Raw genomic sequence first — 20,205 nt, 5'->3', positions numbered from 1 at the left:
GGGGCGATTGTCAGTGGCGGGATCTACCTTCGATGGCATGACTCAGCAGGGGGTGCGCTGGAGTGCGGACCAGGTGCTGGCCTTGGCGCCTGACGCCGCGTCACGCAAAGCGGGAAGCAGGCTCGGAGCCGCGGGGCCGTGGTCCGGGGCCGGGAGTTGCGAGGAGGGGACGGTATGGGGACTGTGCAAGGGCAGCGGCAGCAAGCCGTACCAGACGATCGTGGACATCGCCGACCCGGCGGGGCCCGCCTACAAGTGCAGCTGCCCGAGCCGGAAGTTCCCCTGCAAGCACGCCCTCGGCCTGCTCCTGCTCTGGGCGGGCGGGGACGACTCGGTGCCGGCGGCGCAGCAGCCGCCGGACTGGGCCGAGCAGTGGATCGCGGGCCGACGCAGGCGCGCGGAGGACAAGCGGGCGGCGGGTACCGGGAGTTCCCCGGCCGCCGCTGATCCCGAGGCGGCCCGGCGCCGGGCGGAGCAGCGAGCCGAGCGGGTCACGGCGGGCGCCACGGAGCTGGAGCAGCGGCTGTCCGACCTGCTGCGCGGCGGCCTGGCCGCGGCCGAGCAGGCGGGCTACGGGTTGTGGGAGGAGACGGCGGCCCGCATGGTCGACGCCCAGGCTCCCGGACTGGCGGCGCGGGTGCGGGAGCTGGGGGCGATACCGGGCTCCGGTCCGGGCTGGCCGGTGCGGCTGCTCGAGGAGTGCGCGCTGCTGCACCTCCTCGACCAGGGCTGGCTGCGCCGCGACCGGCTCCCGGCGGACCTCGCGGCCACGGTCCGCACCCGCGTCGGCCTGCCCGCCCCGGCGGACGGCTCGCCGGTGCGCGACCGCTGGCTGGTCCTCGCCCAGTACGACACGGCGGACGCGAAGCTGACGACCCGCCGGATCTGGCTGCACGGCGCCGACTCGGGCCGTACGGCGCTGCTCCTCTCCTACGGTGCCGCGGGCCGCGCCCCCGAACTGGCGCTGCCCGTGGGCCTCGCCCTGGATGCGGAGCTGTCCCCCTTTCCGGGCGCGGGGCAGCACCGGGCGGCGCTGGGCGAGCGGTTCGCCGCACCCGCACCCTCGTCGGCACGGCCGCCGGGCGTACCGACGGCACAGGCGGCGGCCCGGTACGGGGAGGCACTGCGCGACGACCCGTGGCTGGAATCGGTGCCGGTGACGCTCGGCCGGGTCGTGCCGCTCCCGGACGGCGACTCCTGGCAACTGGCCGACGCCGAGGGCGAGTCGGCGCTGCCCCTGACGCCCGCTGCCCGTTCCGGTCCGGGGCTGTGGCGGCTGGTCGCGCTCTCGGGCGGCGCCCCGGTCACGGTCTTCGGCGAGTGCGGCCACCGCGGCTTCACCCCGCTGACGGCCTGGCCGCAGGAGACCGGCGAGGCGGTACCGCTGTGCTGACCCGGCCGACACCCGCACCGACTCGCCGGACTCGCACAACTCTCGGAGCTCCCGCACCTCTCGGAGCGCCCGCGACCCTCGGAGTTCGCACGACCTTCGGAGTTCGCACGACCCTCGGAGTTCGCGCGACTCTGGCTCCCGCACCTCTCGGAGGTCGCACAACTCCGGGAGCTCTCGGAACTTCTGGATCTCGTGGAAGGGGAAGCCCGTGACCGCTTGGGAAGATCTCGTCACCACGGCGCTGCTGGGCACGGACCGGCGCCCGCCGACGACCGGCGGACCGCGCCGCGAGGCTCCCGTGGCCCTGCTGGACGAGGCGGCCGTGGCGACCGTACGACGGCGGGCCGGGCTGCGTCCGGCACCGGCCGCGCGCCGCCCCGAACCGGCCCCCGCGGACCCGCGCCCCGCGCTGCCGGCCGCCGCGGCACGCAGACTGGCGATGCTGCTGTCCGACCGTTCCGGCGCCGCGGCCGGCGGCCGCCGGGGCACCTCGCCCGATCTGATGGAACTGCTGCCGCAGTGGCTCGCGGCGGCCAACGCACGCGGGTTCGCCGCGCCCCCGCAGGCGCTGCCCGCGCTGCTGGACGCGGCCCGGGGCCGTACCGACCTGCGGCCCGCCGCGCTGGCCTTCGCGGGACCGCGCGCCCTGTGGCTGGCCCGGCTCAACCAGGACTGGCGGTTCGCCCTGCGCGCGGCCCCGGGCGGCGGCGCAGCCCTGCCCGGCCCCGAGGACAGCGACGGGATACGGCAGTTGTGGCAGGAGGGGCTGTTCGCCGAGCGGGTCGCCCTGCTGGCCGCGCTGCGGGCCCGCGCGCCCGAGACGGCGCGCGAGCTGCTGGCCGGGACCTGGGCGACGGAGCGGGCCGAGGACCGGCTGATGTTCCTCGACTCGCTGCGCACCGGACTGGCCGCCGGGGACGAGCCGTTCCTGGAGCAGGCGCTGTCGGACCGCAGCCGCAACGTGCGGACGACGGCGGCCGAGCTGCTGTCCGCGCTGCCCGGCTCGGCACTCGCCGGGCGGATGGCGGTGCGGGCCGGGGCGTGCGTGGCGGTCGACCACACCGGGGACGGTCCGGTGATCGCGGTGGAGGCACCGCCGGAGTGCGATCCCGGGATGGAGCGCGACGGGGTCGTGGCCAAACCGCCGGCCGGACGCGGTGAACGGTCCTGGTGGCTGGGGCAGTTGGTGGAGGCGGCCCCGCTCTCCGGCTGGCCGACCCGGCTCGGCGGCCGCTCGCCTCAGGAGATCGTGGCGCTCCCGGTGGCGGACGGCTGGCAGGGCGAGCTGCACGCGGCCTGGTGCCGGGCCGCCGTACGGCAGCGGGACGGCGAGTGGGCGAGAGCGCTGCTCGGGGTGCCGGGGGCACCGGAGGCGGGCGGTCCGGGTGCGGTGTCCCTGGCCGAGCGGGCCAAGCTGCTGGGCACGCTGGAGGGCGGGGAGCGCGCCGGCTGGGTGGCCGGCTTCATCGCGGCACACGGCCTGTCGGAGGCGTTCCAGCTGCTCGGCGTGTGCGCCGTGCCGTGGTCCGCGCCACTCGGAAGGTCCGTGGTGGACGCCCTCAACATCGCACGGGACGCGGGGAGTTATCCGTGGAGCTTCAGCGGGGTGATGGGCCTGGCCGAACGCTGCCTGGACCCTGCGGAAGCCGGCCGCCTGGACGCCCTCCTCGCGATACCGGACGAGCGCGAGGACGCCTCACCGGGAGCCGGCAGCTACTGGGCGGAGGCGTTCCAGCGCCTGGTGACGACACTGAGGCTACGGGCGGCCATGCTCACAGAGCTGGACGACCACGCCCCGTAGGGGCGCTGGGGGTACCCCCGGCCGAAGACTGGGGAAGGAACTGCGCGACCAGCCCCCCACGGCTCCGCAGCCAACACTCGCATTGGCGCCCCATAGGGGCGCGAGGAACTGCGCGACCAGCCCCCACCACCCCACAGCCGACACACGACCCGGACACCCCTCCGAAGTCGGCCTCCCGCGAACGCGGCCTACGCCTCGGTCGGCTGCCGCACGTTCTCCCGGACCCACTCCACGATCGACGCCGTCGTCGCGCCCGGCGTGAAGATGGCCGCGACGCCCTTCTCCTTGAGGGGCGCGATGTCGTCCTCGGGGATGATGCCGCCGCCGAAGACGAGGATGTCCTCGGCGTCACGCTCCTTGAGGAGGTCGATGACCGCGGCGAAGAGGGTGTTGTGGGCGCCGGAGAGGATGGAGAGACCGATGGCGTCGGCGTCCTCCTGGATCGCCGTGTCGACGATCTGCTCCGGCGTCTGGTGGAGACCGGTGTAGATGACCTCCATGCCCCCGTCACGCAGCGCCCGCGCGATGACCTTGGCCCCGCGGTCGTGGCCGTCGAGCCCCGGTTTGGCCACCACCACGCGGATCGGACCGGCTGCCACACCCATCACTGCCTCCATGACCACGAAACGAACACGCCGACATCCATTCGTACCGAGAAGTACCGCACATTCGGCGCGTTCCGCCACCCGCCTTAAGTGAACGAACGTTATCTCCAGCATCCCGCAACCGGCAGTTTCGCGGAGGTTACAGAGGGGGAAATCACACACAGCGGGACACGTCAGGGAGCCGCAGCGTGGTCCGCGGGGACGGCAGGAGCGCGCGGCGCGGTACGTCGCCGCAGCCTGCCACCCCCGCAGCCTCCGCCCCGGCATCCTCATGAGGGCACACGGGGGACGGAGCTGTCCTCGGCGTGCCGACAGGAGGTCGGCCGATGAAGGTCACCGAGGTACTACTGGAGCCCTTTCTCCCGTTCTGCCGCCGCTTCCTGCCCAGCAGACTCGCCGGCCTGTCACTGGCCTTCCTGAAGTCGACCGCCCTGGAGGCCGCGATCCTGGCCGGGCATCTGCTGCTCTATCCGACCGGCCTCACCCCGGAGCGCCGCCCGGCCGTCCCGCCCGCACCGTCCGCGGAGCCCGACGGCACGGCCCGGCTGCCGGTCCGGGCGGCCCCGCCGGTCGTGCTGCTGCACGGTTTCATCGACAACCGCTCGGTCTTCGTCCTGCTGCGCCGCACCCTCGCCCAGCACGGCGGCCAGCGCGTCGAGTCGCTCAACTACTCGCCGCTGACCTGCGACATCCGCACCGCCGCCGAGTTGCTCGGCCGCCATGTCGAGGAGATCTGCGAGCGCACCGGCAGCGGCCGGGTCGACATCGTCGGGCACAGCCTCGGCGGGCTGATCGCGCGCTACTACGTCCAGCGCCTCGGCGGTGACCTCCGCGTCCGCACGCTGGTGACGCTCGGCACCCCGCACTCCGGCACCCGGGTGGCGCCACTGGCGGACGCGCACCCGATCGTGCGGCAGATGCGCCCCGGCTCGGCGGTCATCGAGGAGCTGGCCCGGCCCGCGCCCGGCTGCCGTACCCGGTTCGTGAGCTTCTGGAGCGACCTCGACTCACTGATGGAGCCGGTGGAGACAGCGCGCGTCGACCACCCGGACCTCCTGGCGACGAACGTGCGGGTGACGGGCATCGGCCACCTCGCCCTGCCCGTCCATCCGGCGATCGCGACCGGTATACGACAGGCCCTCGACGAGACGCACCCGGAGGAGCGGATCGCGGGCGGTCTGACGGTGGCCTGAGGGCCCGCCGGAGCACCCGTCCGGGACCTGGCGGGGTCTCCGGAGGCCTCCGGAGTCCCCCACTCGCCTCGAACAATCATCGAACACAAAGCCAAACCCGCGCCCGTCGTCCCCCGAAACACGGCCGAATGCCCGTTTCCCGCAACAGCGAAACCTGTTGAAGATTGTCGCGCCCGCATACCGCCGGGTACAGTCGCCGCACTGCTCTGGCAGCCCCTGTTGTCGAGGCGAAAGAGAAGTTGGTGAACGACCGTCACCCGTCGGGGACCATGACCACCCCGGCCCCGGCTTCCGACGCCGACCCGTCGCACTACGCGTCGTACGGCACCCAGGAAGCCCAGTACGGCGACTTCACCACGTACGGCGACCACACCGCCACCGGCACCGCGTTCCACAGCGACCCGCTCTTCGGCAGCCTCCCCGGCCAGGGGCAGGCCACCGGGGCCTACGACACCACGCAGTGGCAGACCGCCGGCGGCCAGACGCTGAACTACGACCCGTACGCGGCCCAGCACCACGCCGCCTACGACTCAGGCGCCTACGACAGCACCGCGTGGACCGTCCCGGCACAGGGGACGGCCCCCGACACCAGCGGCCAGTGGGACGCGAACGCCTGGCTGCAGCCCGACCAGTCGGGCGTGGCCGGTGCGACCCAGCAGTGGGAGTGGGGCACCCAGGCCTTCGACACCGGCGGGTACGACGCCACGCAGTGGAACTCCGACGGCACCCCGGCGCACGTCCCCGAGCACGAGCCCGAGCCTGCGCAACAGCACGAGCCGTACGGGGACTTCGAGGAGCAGGCGGAACACGGGCAGTACGCGGAGTACGGCGGGCACGACGGGCACGACGGCTTCGCAGAGTCCACGGCGGACTCCCCGGACGACGCGGGGTTGGCCGCGACCGGTGAGCTGCCCGCAGTAACGCCACTGCTGGAGGACCAGGAAGAGGTCGCCCCGGCCACTCCCGCGGCGACTCGCGCCGGCTCCCGCGCCGGGGCGCGTTCCCGTCGCCGTACGCCTCCCAAGCGGTCCGCGCTGCTGACCGTCGCGGTGCCCTCGGTGTGCGTGATGGGGGTCGCCGGGATCGCGGCCGCCTCCGTCAACGGCCTGACCGGCGACGGCAAGGACACCACGGCCTCCGCCTCCGACGCGCAGTCGGTGAAACCGTCCGCCGCCAACAGCAGGCTGGACGCCCAGCTGAGGACGCTCTCCGCGGGTGCCGACGACTTCGCCGACCGGGCCAGCCGGACGCAGGAGCGCATCGACCTCAAGGCCCAGCAGGAGACCGAGAAGAAGAAGGCGGCGGCGGAGGCGGCCCGCAAGGAGCGGCTGCGCCCCAAGTACGTGCTTCCGGTCACGCAGAAAGGGCTCAGCGCCTATTTCGGCCAGGCCGGCGTCAACTGGATGTCCGTCCACACGGGAATCGACTTCCCCGTCTCCTACGGCACGACGGTGATGGCCGCGACCGACGGCGTCGTCTCCACCAAGTGGAACAGCGCCTACGGCAACATGATGATCGTGACGGCGAAGGACGGCACGGAGACGTGGTACTGCCACCTCTCGTCGTACCGCGTCGCCGCCGGTACGACGGTGAAGGCCGGCGACCCGATCGCGTACTCGGGGAACTCCGGCAACTCGACAGGACCGCACCTGCACTTCGAGGTGCGGCCGGCCGGCGGCGCCGCCATAGACCCGCTGCCGTGGCTGCGCAGCCACGGACTCGACCCGACCTGACCGGCCGATACCGCCGGGCCCCGCCGCGGCGGGGCCCACACCTTCCGGGCTAGAGCTTCTCCACCGGCGCGTACCGCAGCAGCAGCCGCTTCGGCTTGGCGTCGCCGAAGTCGATCGTCGCCTCCGTGTTGCCGCCCGTGCCCTTCACCGCGACGACCGTGCCGAGACCGAACTGGTCGTGGGTGACGCGGTCGCCGACCGCCAGCGAGACCACCGGCTTCTCCGAGGTCCGCCGGGTGGCGAAGCCGGACGCCCCCGACGCCGAGGAGCGCGAGCGGGTCGAGGAGAGCGAGGCCGCCACGCCCGCGGCTGGCCCGGTGGAGACCGGCGCCATCGCCCCGGTGCGCTTCCACTCCAGATACGCGCCCGGGATCTCCTCCAGGAAGCGCGAGGGCGGGTTGTACGACGGCTGGCCCCAGGCGCTGCGCATCGCCGACCGCGTGAGGTACAGCCGCTCCCGCGCGCGCGTGATGCCGACGTAGGCGAGCCGCCGTTCCTCCTCCAGCTCCTTGGTCTGGCCGAGGGCGCGCATGTGCGGGAAGACGCCGTCCTCCATGCCGGTCAGGAACACCACCGGGAACTCGAGGCCCTTGGCGGTGTGCAGGGTCATCAGGGTGATGACGCCGTCGCCGTTCTCGTCCTCGTCGGGGATCTGGTCGGAGTCGGCGACCAGGGCCACCCGCTCCAGGAAGTCGGCGAGGCCGCCGGACTGCTCGCCCTCGCCGGACTCCTGCTCGAACTCCAGGGCCACGGAGGCGAGTTCCTGGAGGTTCTCGATACGGGTCTCGTCCTGCGGGTCCGTGGAGTTCTGCAACTCGGCCAGGTATCCGGTGCGTTCGTAGATCGCCTCCAGCACCGTGGCGGGTCCGGCGCCGGACTCCACGACCGTACGGAGGTCCTCCATCAGCGTGTTGAACCGCTTGACCGCGTTCGTCGACCGCGCGGCCATGCCGTACGCCTCGTCGACCCGCTTGAGCGCCTGCGGGAAGCTGATCTTCTCGCGCTGCGCGAGGGCGTCGATCATCGCCTCCGCGCGGTCGCCGATGCCGCGCTTGGGGACGTTGAGGATGCGCCGGAGCGGGACGGAGTCCTCCGGGTTGGCCAGCACCCGCAGGTACGCCAGGACGTCCCGGACCTCCTTGCGCTCGTAGAAGCGGACGCCGCCGACCACCTTGTAGGGCAGGCCGACCCGGATGAAGATCTCCTCGAAGACACGGGACTGCGCGTTGGTGCGGTAGAAGACGGCGACATCGCCGGCCTTCGCCTCGCCCGCGTCCGTCAGACGGTCTATCTCCTCGGCGACGAACTGCGCCTCGTCGTGCTCGGTGTCGGCGACGTAGCCGGTGATCTGCGCGCCCGCGCCCGCGTTGGTCCACAGGTTCTTCGGGCGGCGGGACTCGTTGCGCTCGATGACCGCGTTGGCGGCGGAGAGGATCGTCTGCGTGGAGCGGTAGTTCTGCTCCAGGAGGATCGTCGTCGCGTTCGGGTAGTCCTCCTCGAACTGGAGGATGTTGCGGATCGTGGCGCCCCGGAAGGCGTAGATCGACTGGTCGGCGTCACCGACGACGCAGAGCTCGGCGGGCGGCAGGTCGTGCTCGCCGGGCGGGGTGTCCTCCTCGTGTGCGCCGGTGCCGACCAGCTCGCGCACGAGGGCGTACTGGGCGTGGTTGGTGTCCTGGTACTCGTCGACCAGGACGTGCCGGAAGCGGCGGCGGTAGTGCTCGGCGACGTCCGGGAAGGCGCGCAGCAGGTTGACCGTCGTCATGATCAGGTCGTCGAAGTCGAGGGCGTTCGCCTCGCGCAGCCGCGACTGGTACAGGGCGTAGGCCTGGGCGAGGGTCTTCTCGAAGCCGTCGCTCGCCCGGGCGGCGAAGTCCTCCTCGTCGACCAGCTCGTTCTTGAGGTTGCTGACCTGGGCGCTGAACGACTTCGGCGGGAAGCGCTTGGGGTCGAGGTCCAGGTCGCGGCAGACCAGGGCCATCAGGCGCTTGGAGTCGGCGGCGTCGTAGATCGAGAAGGAGGAGGTGAAGCCGAGCTTCTTGCTCTCCCGGCGCAGGATCCGCACGCAGGCGCTGTGGAAGGTCATCACCCACATGGCGTTCGCGCGCGGGCCGACGAGGTGCTCGACGCGCTCCTTCATCTCGCCCGCGGCCTTGTTGGTGAAGGTGATCGCGAGGATCTGACCCGGGTGCACCTGGCGCGCGCCGAGCAGGTGTGCGATGCGGTGGGTGAGCACGCGCGTCTTGCCGGAACCGGCGCCGGCCACGATGAGCAGCGGGGAGCCTGCGTGCACGACGGCGGCCCGCTGGTTGTCGTTCAGCCCCTCCAGGAGCGCGGCCGGGTCCAGGGCCGGGCGGGCGGCGCCGTCGCGGTAGTAGGCGTCCCGGTCCGGGGGCACGTCGAACTTCCCGCCGAACAGATCGTCCGGAACCGACTCCGGAGCGTGCTCGTCCTCGGGCGGCGGCGGGGGTTCCTCGTCGTGGCCGCGGGGGGCCTGGAGGCTCGCCAGGAAGCTGTCGTCAAAGAGGCTGCTCATCGCTCTCCGAGTCTAGGGCGCGCCACCGACAACCGGCCGCCACCCCGAAAACTCGCCCCCGTGACCGAACGGATCCCCTCCGTCACAGCAGGTGGACGCGCGTCCCGCAGCCGCCGACGCCCACCCCGGACCTTTGGATCCCTCCCGCCCGGAACCTTTGGATCCGCCCGGGCAAGTCACCCATAACCCCCCAGATCGCCCCGCCTGAGCAGAGCACAACGCCCAGGTCACGAAAATGTATCGGGCATATCGCACATCAAACTTCACAGAGACCACACGAGTTGGCTAGCGTGCCGGGCAGGCCGTACGACCCCCACCGGCGAACGTCGCCGGGCCGCACGGCCTCCGCCGAGTCCGGGGCGCCACCGCGCATCCGGAGCCGGGGACCCACACCGATCCCGGGGTGAATCGGTCCCGCCTCCCCTCCGGGGACGGACCGTAGGGCAACCCTTCCGACCCACCCGCCCGAACCCGACAGCTAACTCGGTAGGCGGAACACCGGAAGGAGTCGCCCCCGTTGGCGTCGCACCGCAAGTCCCGGCCGTCAGGAGCGCGCGCGGCAGGCATACGCACCCCCGCGCTGGCCACCGCAACCCTCACCTCCATGGCCCTGTTCTCCCAGTCGGCCGAGGCCGCGCCCGCCGAGGACGGCAAGCCGAGCCTGGAGGAGGTCGAGAAGAAGGTCGACGCCCTCTACCGGCAGGCGGAGTCGGCGACCGAGAAGTACAACGCGGCCAAGGAGCGCACCGGCAGACAGCGCAAGCAGGTCGACACCCTGCTCGACGACGTCGCCAGACGCACCGAACGGCTCAACAAGGCGCGTGAGGAACTGGGTTCGTTCGCCGCGGCCCAGTACCGGACCGGCGCGAGCGTTCCCGACACCGCGACCTTCCTGCTCGCGGACAGCCCCCAGGGCTACTTCGACCAGGACCAGCTGATGAGCCGCCTGACCTCGCGCCAGAAGGGCGCGGTCGACGACTACGTCACCCAGCAGGCCGCGACCATGAAGAAGCGGCAGGAGGCCACCCGGAGCCTCGAGGCGCTCACCGGGACGCAGGACGACCTCAAGGCCGCCAAGACCACCGTGCAGACGAAGCTGGCCTCCGCGCGGGAGCTGCTGTCGCAGCTGACGGCCGCGGAGAAGGCCCGGCTGGCGGTGATCGAGAAGCGGCAGCAGGAGGAGGCGGCCCGCAAGGCGGCGGAGCTGGCGAAGCAGCAGGCCGCCGCTGCCGGCCGGGAGGCCTCGTCGTCCGCGGCGTCCTCGGCGTCGGGCGGCTCCGCTTCCGGCTCCGGTTCGGACTCCGGCCCGGACTCCGCCTATGCCACGAAGGCCGCCAAGGCGATCGCCTTCGCCCGCGCACAGATCGGCAAGCCGTACGTCTGGGGTGCCACCGGACCCGGCTCCTACGACTGCTCCGGGCTCTCCCAGGCCGCCTGGAAGGCCGCGGGCGTCTCCCTGCCGCGCACCACCTACGACCAGGTGAACGCCGGCACCACCGTCTCCCTCGCCGACGCCCTCCCCGGCGATCTGGTCTTCTTCTACGACGACGTCAGCCACGTCGGCATCTACATCGGCAACGGCATGATGATCCACGCCCCGAAGCCCGGCGCCTACGTCCGCGAGGAGTCGATCTACTACGGCGGCGAGTCGATCATCCACAGCGTGGTGCGCCCGGCCTGACCCCGCGGGGCGCCCGCCACCTCCCGGGCGCCCCCACCCGCTTCCCTCCGCCGGCCCGCACGCGCCACGGCGCCCGCCCGCCGCCACGCATCCCCGGTCTCCCGCCGACGCCCCTCGGCGCTCCTGTCCGCCGCGACCGCACGGTCCGCGCGGCCGGGCGCGGTTTTCGGTCGGCACGCGCACGTGCCCCGCCGGTACCGCGGCCGGCTCTCCCCAGCATCAGGGACATGTCCGGCATGTCTCCCCTCCGGCCGCCCGTACCGCTCTCAGGAAGGCACGGTGAGGGTGCCGGGGATCAGGTCCGCGGCACGGCGCCGGAGGCTCAGGTCCACAGGACGGCGATGAAGATGTTCACCGTCGTGAGCAGGCCGACCAGGCCGAAGGCGCCCTTCTCGACCTTCTCGTCGTCCCGTTTCACGTAGACGAGCCCGAGGATCACGATCAGCAGGGCGAGCTTCACGCCGATCTTGATCGTGTTGACGTGGTGGTCGTCGGCCTCGTTGAGGCCGACCAGGATCACGCCGGTCGCGAGCATGGTGAACGCGCCGTGCAGCATCCCGGGGACGAACCGGGCCGCGCCCTGGCCCATCGCCTTCATCTGGGTGAGGAAGCCGCCGAGGAGCGCGGCGATGCCGATGATGTGCAGGCCGACGAAGAGATGGATGAGTACGTCCATGGCCCCGGAGCCTAATCAGGGCCGTACGGGGCACCGGCCACCGGCCCCTCCCCGGCGCTCATCACCCCGCATATATGCACGCCATAGCACCCCGCCTCCCCCATCGACCCCGGAACCGCCGCTTCGGTCATCCCGCCCCGAGAAGCCGACGACTCCGCACCCGAATCCCGTTCACATACCGTCGGGTAACGATCCGGTCACGCCAATTCCGCGCATCGCGTTACCAGGGCGACACACCCGGGCCTACCGTCCTCCCCCAGGTGACCGACTCCCCACCGCCGCCCGGGCCAGGGGCGGCAGTCGGGCACCACCGCCGAGAAGATCCGGCGGCGGCCCGTCCCCTGTGCGGGCCGCCGCCGGACGCGCAATCCGCACTCCCCCGCGGCCGTACGGACGCTCCCCCTGGCGTGCCTGCGGACGAGACGGCGGTCGTACGAAAGGACGGGACAGTCCAGGTGGCAGCGCACCGCAAGCCCCGACAGCGCTCGCTCGGCGGCAACACGGCCCGCACGGCCGTCACCCTCGCCCTGGCGGGCGCGGCCACCGCGGCGGCCTTCGAGGGGACCGGAAACGCCGAGCCGCAGCTGACACCTTCCCAGGTGAAGGCCAAGGTGGACCGGCTGTACCAGGAGGCCGAGGAGGCCACCCAGAAGTACGACGGGGCGAAGGACAAGGCCGACACGGCCCAGCGGCGGCTGCGGTCGCTGCAGGACGAGACCGCCCGCGCGCAGCAGAAGCTCAACTCCGCCCGGGACGCGCTCGGTCTCGTGGCGGCCGCGCAGTACCGCGACGGCGGCATCGATCCGGCCTGGCAGCTGGCGCTGTCCAGCGATCCCGACCAGTACCTGGACGACGCGGCCATCGCCGAGCGGGCCGGTGACCGGCAGGCCGGTGCGGTGACACGGGTACGGCAACAGCTGCGGGGCATCGAGCAGTTGCGGGGCGCGGCACATGTCGAGCTGGCGGCACTGCGGTCCCGGCTGGCCGAGCTGAAGCGGGAGAAGACCGCCGTCAACGGCAAACTGGACGAGGCGCGACAGCTGCTGGACCGGCTGTCACCGCAGCAGCGGTCGGCGGTCACGGCGGACGACGGCACCGGACGCGCCTCACGCTCCGCGGCGGACGCCCGCACCCCGCTGACCGCCGGCAGCGTCGCCGCCACCGACTCGCGCGCCGCGGCCGCCGTCGCCTACGCCTACGCGAAGCTCGGCAGCCCCTACGTCTGGGGCGCGACCGGCCCCGACGCCTTCGACTGCTCAGGACTCGCCCAGGCCGCCTACCGCTCCGCCGGAGTCTCCATCCCCCGCACCACCTACGCCCAGATCAACGCCGGCCGACGCGTCTCCCGCTCCGAACTCCAGCCGGGCGACCTGGTGTTCTTCTACTCGGGCATCAGCCACGTCGGCATCTACATCGGCAACGGCCAGATGATCCACGCGCCCAACCCCTCGGCGCCGGTACGGATCGCCCCGATCGACGAGATGCCGTTCGCGGGCGCGACACGGGTCGTCTGAGCGGCCGGGCACGGGCCTCAGACCAGGCGGCGCGCCGTCGCCCAGCGGGTCAGCTCGTGCCGGTTCGACAGCTGCAGCTTCCGCAGCACCGCCGACACATGGGACTCGACCGTCTTGACGGAGATGAACAGCTGCTTGGCGATCTCCTTGTACGCGTAGCCGCGGGCGATGAGGCGCAGGACCTCGCGCTCGCGCTGGGTGAGACGGTCGAGGTCCTCGTCGACCGGCGGGGCGTCGGTGGAGGCGAAGGCGTCCAGGACGAACCCGGCGAGCCGCGGCGAGAAGACGGCGTCGCCCTCCTGGACCCGGAAGATCGAGTCGACCAGGTCGGTGCCGGTGATCGTCTTGGTGACGTAGCCCCGGGCGCCGCCCCGGATCACGCCGATCACGTCCTCGGCCGCGTCCGACACGGACAGCGCGAGGAAACGCACCGGCCGCTCGGCGTCCGCCATCAACGGGGCGCACCGGCGCAGCACTTCGACCCCGCCGCCACCCGGCAGGTGCACGTCCAGGAGGACCACCTCGGGCCGGGTCGCGGTGATCACCGAGACCGCCTGGTCGACGTCGGCCGCCTCGCCGACCACCTCGACGCCGGTCTGCTCGGTCTGGCCGATCTCGGCCTGGACGCCCGTCCGGAACATCCGGTGGTCGTCGACGAGGACCACACGCACCCGACGCCCGGGCTGACCCGCGCCTTCCGCCGGGCCGTTCGCCTCGGTCGCGTCGCTCATGACGTCTTCTCCGCCCTCTCCATCTCCAGCTCGACCTCCGTACCGCCGCCCGGCACGGACCGCAGCCGTGCGGTGCCGCCGTGGCGTTCCATGCGGCCGATGACCGATTCTCTGACACCCATGCGGTCGGCGGGTATCGAGTCGAGGTCGAAGCCGGGACCGCGGTCGCGGACGGACACGAAGACCGTCCTTCCCTCGACTTCGGCGTAGACCTGGACGGCGCCGCCCTCGCCACCGTACTTGGCCGCGTTGACCATCGCCTCGCGCGCGGCCTGCATCTGCGCGCCCGTCCGCTCGTCGAGCGGGCAGTCCCCGACCACGACGACCTCGATGGGGACGCCGTGCTTGTCCTCCACCTCCGCCGCGTTGCGCCGGACGGCGTCCGCGAGGGTGGCGGGTTCGTCGGCCTCGTCCTTGCCGGTGCCCTCGGGCTTGTAGAGCCAGGTGCGCAGGTCGCGCTCCTGGGCCCGGGCGAGACGGCGCACCTCGCCCGCGTTCTCCGCGTTGCGCTGGATCAGGGTGAGGGTGTGCAGCACGGAGTCGTGGACATGGGCGGCGACCTCGGCACGCTCCTGGGCGCGGATGCGCATGAGCCGCTCCTCGGAGAGGTCCTGGGTCATCCGGACCAGGTACGGACCGGCGAGCAGCGTGATGCCGACGAGCACGGCGAGGGCCGCCTGGAGCACCGCGCCGATGTGCGCGGCGGAGCCCTGCATGACGAATACGCCCGAGACGCCCGCGGTGACCAGCAGGACACCGACGCCCGCGCGGAGCAGGCTGAGCGTGCGGCGCCGGCTGCCGACCTCGACCCAGCGGGCCCGGCGTGCGTTGTCGGCCTGGCGCCAGACCAGGGCGACACCGGCCGCGACCAGGACGGCGGGAAGAAGATAGGCCTTGGCGCCGCTGGTCAGGTTGACGCTGCCCACGAACACCACGGACACGACGACCATGAGGAGCAGGGCGACGATCTGGCCCTTGTCGGGCTTGCGGGCGACGAGTCTGCGGCGGCCGTCCGCCGAGGTCTCGGTGGCGACCAGGGACGGTGGCTTCTGCCCGCCGACCCCGCCGACGCCGAGCGGCACGAAGAACCAGAACGCGGCGTACAGCAGCGCGCCGAGCCCGTTGGCCATGAACAGGCCGACGAAGACGAGCCGTACCCAGACGACGGGCAGGCCGAGATGCCCGGCGAGGCCCCGCGCCACTCCGCCGAGCCAGCGGCCGTCGCTGCTGCGGTAGAGCTTGCGCGGCGGCCGCGGGTCGTCGAGTGGCACTGCTGCGGCTTCCGGCATGCCATCGATGTTCACACGCCCGTGGTGGCGGAGCATCAGGGTCGACCCCCGAGACTCCCCTGATCTTCGGATTCCCCCGCGGGGAGTCCTCGCCTCCGGCCGCTCGAACGCTTCCCGGTCCGGCCTCGGGGCAGATCTCAGGGTTCGGCCAGGGTCATCCCGACTGCCGCTGCGGCCGCACGGCCGTCACCATTGACTCATGACTGATCACGAGCACGCCGCGACGGGTCCGGGACCCGGCCCCGGCCCGCGGCCCGCAGCGGGCACCGGGCCGTCGGATGCCGCGCCCGCCGCGACGGATACGGCCGCGACGGGAGGCGACGCGACCCGTACCGGCGCGGAAGCCGCCGACGCGGCCTCCGCCCGGTTCCGGCGCGACCGGCGGCACAAGATGATCGCGGGCGTGTGCGCGGGGCTCGGACGCCACACCGACCTGGACCCGGTGATCTTCCGCATCACCCTGGCCGTGCTGGCCGCGACCGGCGGCATCGGTCTCCTCTTCTACGGCTTCGCCTGGCTTTTCGTGCCGTACGAGGACGACGACGAGAACGAGGTCCGCAAGCTGCTGACCGGCCGGGTCGACGGGCAGGCCCTGGCGGCCGTGCTGTTCGCGCTGGTCGGCTGCGGAGTGTTGCTGACGATGATCAGGAACGGCCAGGTGCTGGCGTTCGCGGTCGTCCTCTCCCTGCTGCTGGCCGGCGCCGGATACTGGTCGCGGCGGCGCGGCGCCCCCGATCCCGACCCGCTGTCCGCGCAGGCCGTCGCCGACGCCCCGCCGGAGGCCCAGGCACCGCCGATCCCGATCTCCTACCCCTCGTGGTGGCGGGACCCGATCGTCAAGGACGGCACGCATGTCGGGGGCACCGGCTACCTGTGGGGCCCGGCCGACGTTCCCGGCCCGCAGGTGCCTGGGCTCGACTTCCGGCTGAGCACGCCATGGGTCCACGGCCAGGACGTCCGGACCCGGCCGAGCCCGCCTCCCAAGCCGCGCGGGCCGCGCTGGATCGGCGGCTGGATCTTCCTGTTCGCGCTGGTCGCGGGCGGCCTGGGCACGGGGCTGACGTGGGACACGCACCCCCTGGGCACCAGTCTCCAGGCCGGTCTGGCCTGCGCGCTGATCGTGTTCGGGCTGGGGACGGCGCTCAGCTCGTTCCTGGGACGCACGGGGGCCGGCTCGCTGTTCCTGGCCCTGCTCACGGCGGCCCTGCTGGCGGCCGCGACGGCCCTGCCGTCGAACATCAGCACCCACTGGACACGGGCGTCCTGGACACCCGCCACCACGGCGGAGGTGTCACCGGCGTACGACCTCGGGACGGGCGTGGCCACGCTGGACCTGACGCACATACGCGTCGCCCGGGGGCGGACGGTGTCGACCTCCGCCGAGGTGGGCGCGGGCCAGTTGAAGATCGTCGTACCGGCGGACGTGACGGTGCGGATGAGCATCGACGTGGGAGTGGGCGACATCCGGTTGCCCGGTGAGGACAAGAAGGACGTGGACGTGGAGCCGGGCAGGCACAAGGACGTGACACTGCCGCCGGCGAGCGGCGCGAAGAACGCGGGGACGCTCGACCTGGATCTCCAGGTCGGTGCGGGACAGGTGGAGGTGACCCGTGCTGCGGCATGAGTTCCAGCCCGGACGGCTGATCGTCGGTGTCTTCCTGACGGCGGCGGGGGTCGCCTACGCCGGTGACGCGGGCGGCTGGTGGGACACCGAGTGGTTCGCGGTCATCCCCGTGACGGTGGCCGGCCTCTTCCTCGCAGGGGTGGCCGCGGCGCTGACCCGGGCGATACGCAGGCGCCGCGGCACACCGGAGAGCTAGGGGCCGGAGCCGGTCAGAGACCCAGCGAAGCCCGTGCCGAGCGGTGCCGGCGTCGGGCGCGGAGCATCGCGTCCAGGGAGAGGTAGGGGGCGCCGGCCAGCACCAGGGGCAGCCAGGCCATCAGGTAGGCGAGGTCGTTGCCGTAGTAGTACGGGGAGTTGGCCCAGCTGATGGTCAGCCAGAGGCTGAGCGAGATCAGTGCGCCGCCGAGCGCGGCCAGCCGGGCCAGCAGGCCGAAGAGCGTGCCGAGGCCGACGGCGAGTTCACCGATGGCGATCGCGGTGCCGAAGCCGACGGGGTTCTTCAGGGCCAGGTCGATCAGGGCCGGGATCGCGGCGGAGTCGCGGACTGAGCGCATGGTGTCGCCGATGGACCCGGAGCCGCCGGATTTGAGGAAGGCGCTGTCGGTCAGTTTGTCCAGGCCGGCGTAGATGAAGGTGACGCCCAGGAAGATCCGCAGGGGAAGGAGGGCGTAGCGGGTGGCGGTGTCCCGCAGGCCGCGGTCGCCGTCGAGATAGGGAGTGTGCGTGTCCGAACGAATGCTGTGAGTCATCGCCAGTAGCCGCCTCTCGCCGCAGTACCCGGGCCCCTCAACAGACCATACGTACGACAATGACGGCCCGCTCAATCCTCTCCCGGACGTTTTTCCGAATTTCGGCCGGACCGACCCACCCGTGAGGGTGGAGAAAGGCGGGCAGGAAGGGCCGGGTGGTGGGCTCGGCGGATTCCGCTCCGGCCTCGGCCGCCCGGTCGGCTCAGTCCGTCACCTCGACCACGCACCGGTTGGTCGCGACTCCGGCCGCCGTCACCACCTGGACCTCGACGGAGCCGGGCTCCACGTCGGCCGGGACGGGGACGGTGAGGACGTGGTCGGTGGGATTGCTGAAGCCGCCGGTGACGGGGACCAGAGGGACGTGGACGTTGACGGCGCCGATGCGGACCACCATGCGGGAGAGGCGGTCGGCGGTCTGGGCACCGGGCGGGACGAAGCCGGTGCCGCGGATCTCGATGTCGTCGCCGGTGCGGATCGGGGCGTCCAGGTCGCCGGCCTCGCGGGCACGGACGACGGAGAGGATCACCGGGCGGCCGCCCTCGGCGTACTTGCCGGCCAGGTAGGTCGCGGCGGAGATCAGGACCACCGTCGCGAGGCCCCAGGGCAGGTCGGGGAGCTGGTCGGGGCGGCGGGCCAGCCGTACGGCGGCGAAGAGCAGGGCGACGGCGCTGATGACGACGTACTGGATGTCGGCGAAGGTGCCGCGGCCGGAGTCGTCGGTGAGCAGGTCGGCGGCGCGGGGACGGTGGGCGCGCACCTTCTGCAGGCGCTGGCCGGCGATGCGCAGGCCGACCACCCGGCGCACCAGGACGGCGATGCCGCAGACCACGGCGAGGACGGTGACCGCCCCGGCGCCGCGGGCGAGGTCGAGGCCGGCGATGAGGGCGTCACGCTCGGCGGGAGAGGAGGCGGCGGCCAGGCGGCCGGCCAGGACGAGGACGGCGTAGGCGACGAAGAGGACCCAGGAGGCGGCGACGGTGCGGGAGGTGGACATGCGGTTGTCCTCGCCGATGACGGGGGCGAGCACCCCGCCGCGCGAGCGGTGGAACCAGGAGGCGGCGGTGAGGGCGAGGGCCACGAGCAGGGCGGCGAGCAGTCCGGCGGTGCGGGCGCTGGTCCAGCCCGTGCCGATGGCGGTGAGGGCCTGGGCGAGGAGCATGATCACGACGGCGACCCAGACGGTGCACGCGGTGCGCAGCCACAGGCGGGCGAGCCAGGCCTGGCCCTCGGCGCGGCCGCGTTCGGCGACCACCCCGGCGGACTGGGCGAGTTCCTCGGAGACCCACTGGCGGGAGGCGGAGGCCGAGTGGGCCACCGCCGCGGGCAGCCCCTGCCCGGCCGCGAACTCCTCCCGCTTGACGAGGAATTCGGCGACCGCCCGCCGGTGTCCCTCGCGTGCCCCGTGCGGGCAGTCCCCGCACGCGCAGCCGCCACCGTGGGCACCCGAACCGGCGCCCTGCCTCGCCTCCTGCACCGCCACGCCCGACGCCCGCCTTCCCCACGCCCGGGGCACGACGCGCAGGGCCCTCCCCGGGGCCGGACGACGTCATGCAACTCCCTTGTGTCGAGAGCGAATTGTGCCCTACGCCACGCTGTTCGCGGTCAATGGGCCGGTCACGACGAGTGAAGATACGGCAGACGTGTTGACCCGGCTGCGAGAATTCCCCCATGGCCGAGATCATCCAGCGGGACGGGACCTGGGCCTTCGACGGCGGCACGGTCCGGATCACGCCGGGACGTCACCGGTCCGTGCCGCTGTTCCGGCAGACCTACGGGGAGATCGCCGTCCCCCTGGAGGCGGTGGCGGGGGTGGCGTACGAGCCGGAGCGCAGACGGGGGCTGCTGAGGATGCGGCTGCGCGAGGGTGCGGACCCGTTGCTGCAGGCGACGGGCGGGCGGTTGCCGGAGGCAGCGGATCCGTATCGGCTGGCGGTGGACGGGGACCGGTCGGGGGTGGCCGAGTACGTCGTGGCGGAGATCCGGCGGTCACTGCTGCTGGACCAGGTCCCGAAGGAGCCGGCGCGGACCTATCTGCTGCCGGGGCCGCCGGTGCCGGTGTCGGTGCGGTCCTCGGACGGCACGGTGTCGTTCGACGGTACGCAGGTGCGCATCGACTGGGCCGACACCTCCGACCGGGTCAAGCGGGCCACCGGGCCCCGGATCATCGGCGTCGGCGATCTGGTGCGGGTGGAGTGGCTGCCCAACTCCGGTTACGAGGACGGCTTCCTGCGGTTCGTGACCCGGGAGACGGTGTTCTCGAAGCTGCCGGCCGAGCGCGACCCGTACGCCCTGGACCTGTGGGGCAGTGTCCGCCGCGACCTGCTGACGGCGCTGGTGGCGGCGGCCGTCACGGCCCGGCTGCCGCACCCGTCGACCCGGCCGGGCGCGGAGTGCGCCGACCGGGACCGCCCCCCGGCGACCGTGCCACGCCAGCCGGCCGACCACCACGACGTCCTGCTGCGCAGGCTCCGGGAGCTGGGCGAGCTGCACCGGGCCGGAGTGCTCACGGACGACGAGTTCGCGACGACGAAGGCGGCCGTGCTGCGGGGCTTCTGAGTTGGCGGTCCCACAGCGCCCCGCAAGGGGCGCGGGGAACTGCGCGACCAGCCAAGACGGCGCCGCAGACGGCAGACGGCAGACGGCAGACGGCAGATCGCGGCACTTCCGGCGGTGCCCAGCG

Annotated in this window: 16 protein-coding genes and 1 riboswitch; of the genes, 9 read left to right on the top strand and 7 right to left on the bottom strand. The window is 72.8% G+C overall.

What is annotated here, in order from left to right:
* Nucleotides 1-37: 37 nt before the first annotated feature.
* A complete protein-coding gene (locus tag ACFY0K_RS29420; RefSeq protein WP_390642342.1) occupies nucleotides 38-1,393 on the top strand; it encodes an SWIM zinc finger family protein in 1,356 nt (451 codons plus the stop codon).
* Nucleotides 1,394-1,601: 208 nt separating this feature from the next.
* Nucleotides 1,602-3,194, top strand: a complete 1,593-nt coding sequence (locus ACFY0K_RS29415) for a DUF5691 domain-containing protein (protein WP_390642341.1) — start codon at nucleotides 1,602-1,604, stop codon at nucleotides 3,192-3,194.
* A 188-nt stretch (nucleotides 3,195-3,382) separates the two neighbouring features.
* Here the strand turns inward: ACFY0K_RS29415 and ACFY0K_RS29410 are convergent, their stop codons facing one another.
* Nucleotides 3,383-3,799, bottom strand: a complete 417-nt coding sequence (locus ACFY0K_RS29410; protein WP_093499563.1) for a cobalamin B12-binding domain-containing protein — start codon at nucleotides 3,797-3,799, stop codon at nucleotides 3,383-3,385.
* A gap of 326 nt (nucleotides 3,800-4,125) precedes the next feature.
* On the opposite strand from ACFY0K_RS29410, the gene ACFY0K_RS29405 reads away from it, so the two are divergent.
* Together ACFY0K_RS29405 and ACFY0K_RS29400 are read left to right on the top strand one after the other, a co-directional pair.
* Nucleotides 4,126-4,992: an esterase/lipase family protein gene (locus ACFY0K_RS29405; protein ID WP_390642340.1), complete on the top strand. Its 867-nt coding sequence runs from the start codon at nucleotides 4,126-4,128 to the stop codon at nucleotides 4,990-4,992.
* Nucleotides 4,993-5,234: 242 nt separating this feature from the next.
* Nucleotides 5,235-6,725, top strand: coding sequence for a M23 family metallopeptidase (locus ACFY0K_RS29400; protein WP_390642339.1), 1,491 nt, complete (start codon nucleotides 5,235-5,237; stop codon nucleotides 6,723-6,725).
* A gap of 49 nt (nucleotides 6,726-6,774) precedes the next feature.
* On the opposite strand, the gene pcrA is transcribed toward ACFY0K_RS29400, so the two are convergent.
* Nucleotides 6,775-9,261, bottom strand: coding sequence for a DNA helicase PcrA (gene pcrA, locus ACFY0K_RS29395; protein ID WP_390642338.1), 2,487 nt, complete (start codon nucleotides 9,259-9,261; stop codon nucleotides 6,775-6,777).
* A gap of 336 nt (nucleotides 9,262-9,597) precedes the next feature.
* A riboswitch (cyclic di-AMP (ydaO/yuaA leader) is annotated at nucleotides 9,598-9,771 on the top strand.
* A gap of 7 nt (nucleotides 9,772-9,778) precedes the next feature.
* Here pcrA and ACFY0K_RS29390 point away from each other — a divergent pair.
* Nucleotides 9,779-10,942 (top strand): NlpC/P60 family protein, encoded by a 1,164-nt coding sequence (locus tag ACFY0K_RS29390; RefSeq protein WP_390642337.1) that lies wholly within the window; start codon nucleotides 9,779-9,781, stop codon nucleotides 10,940-10,942.
* 322 nt (nucleotides 10,943-11,264) lie between these two features.
* On the opposite strand, the gene ACFY0K_RS29385 is transcribed toward ACFY0K_RS29390, so the two are convergent.
* Entirely contained in the window at nucleotides 11,265-11,618 is a 354-nt protein-coding gene (locus ACFY0K_RS29385; protein WP_390642336.1) for a hypothetical protein, read from the bottom strand.
* A 455-nt stretch (nucleotides 11,619-12,073) separates the two neighbouring features.
* Here ACFY0K_RS29385 and ACFY0K_RS29380 point away from each other — a divergent pair, with 455 nt between their 5' ends.
* Nucleotides 12,074-13,132, top strand: coding sequence for an NlpC/P60 family protein (locus ACFY0K_RS29380; RefSeq protein ID WP_390642335.1), 1,059 nt, complete (start codon nucleotides 12,074-12,076; stop codon nucleotides 13,130-13,132).
* A 17-nt stretch (nucleotides 13,133-13,149) separates the two neighbouring features.
* Here ACFY0K_RS29380 and ACFY0K_RS29375 read toward each other — a convergent pair whose 3' ends face one another.
* Together ACFY0K_RS29375 and ACFY0K_RS29370 are read right to left on the bottom strand one after the other, a co-directional pair.
* The gene (locus ACFY0K_RS29375; RefSeq protein ID WP_390642334.1) at nucleotides 13,150-13,863 is read right to left on the bottom strand and encodes a LuxR C-terminal-related transcriptional regulator; all 714 of its coding nucleotides are present in this window, start codon (nucleotides 13,861-13,863) and stop codon (nucleotides 13,150-13,152) included.
* A complete protein-coding gene (locus ACFY0K_RS29370; RefSeq protein ID WP_390642333.1) occupies nucleotides 13,860-15,152 on the bottom strand; it encodes a PspC domain-containing protein in 1,293 nt (430 codons plus the stop codon). The genes ACFY0K_RS29375 and ACFY0K_RS29370 overlap by 4 nt, the downstream gene beginning before the upstream one ends.
* A 199-nt stretch (nucleotides 15,153-15,351) precedes the next feature.
* Between ACFY0K_RS29370 and ACFY0K_RS29365 the strand changes: the two genes are divergently transcribed.
* The gene (locus tag ACFY0K_RS29365) at nucleotides 15,352-16,776 is read left to right on the top strand and encodes a PspC domain-containing protein (protein WP_390642332.1); all 1,425 of its coding nucleotides are present in this window, start codon (nucleotides 15,352-15,354) and stop codon (nucleotides 16,774-16,776) included.
* Nucleotides 16,763-16,972 carry a hypothetical protein gene (locus ACFY0K_RS29360; RefSeq protein WP_390642331.1) on the top strand — a complete coding sequence of 70 codons (210 nt, stop codon included), beginning with the start codon at nucleotides 16,763-16,765 and terminating at the stop codon, nucleotides 16,970-16,972. The genes ACFY0K_RS29365 and ACFY0K_RS29360 overlap by 14 nt, the downstream gene beginning before the upstream one ends.
* 13 nt (nucleotides 16,973-16,985) lie before the next feature.
* Here ACFY0K_RS29360 and ACFY0K_RS29355 read toward each other — a convergent pair whose 3' ends face one another.
* Both ACFY0K_RS29355 and ACFY0K_RS29350 read right to left on the bottom strand, forming a co-directional pair.
* Entirely contained in the window at nucleotides 16,986-17,525 is a 540-nt protein-coding gene (locus ACFY0K_RS29355; protein WP_352361736.1) for a DoxX family protein, read from the bottom strand.
* 202 nt (nucleotides 17,526-17,727) lie between these two features.
* The gene (locus ACFY0K_RS29350; RefSeq protein WP_390642330.1) at nucleotides 17,728-19,005 is read right to left on the bottom strand and encodes a hypothetical protein; all 1,278 of its coding nucleotides are present in this window, start codon (nucleotides 19,003-19,005) and stop codon (nucleotides 17,728-17,730) included.
* A gap of 188 nt (nucleotides 19,006-19,193) precedes the next feature.
* On the opposite strand from ACFY0K_RS29350, the gene ACFY0K_RS29345 reads away from it, so the two are divergent.
* Nucleotides 19,194-20,081 carry a DUF4429 domain-containing protein gene (locus tag ACFY0K_RS29345; protein WP_390642329.1) on the top strand — a complete coding sequence of 296 codons (888 nt, stop codon included), beginning with the start codon at nucleotides 19,194-19,196 and terminating at the stop codon, nucleotides 20,079-20,081.
* Nucleotides 20,082-20,205 lie beyond the last annotated feature (124 nt).

Origin of the sequence: Streptomyces sp. NPDC001507 (assembly GCF_042894765.1) — a bacterium.
Classification (GTDB): domain Bacteria; phylum Actinomycetota; class Actinomycetes; order Streptomycetales; family Streptomycetaceae; genus Streptomyces.
The sequence above is the reverse complement of the archived record's forward strand: the minus strand, read 5'-3'. Positions and strand labels throughout refer to the sequence as shown.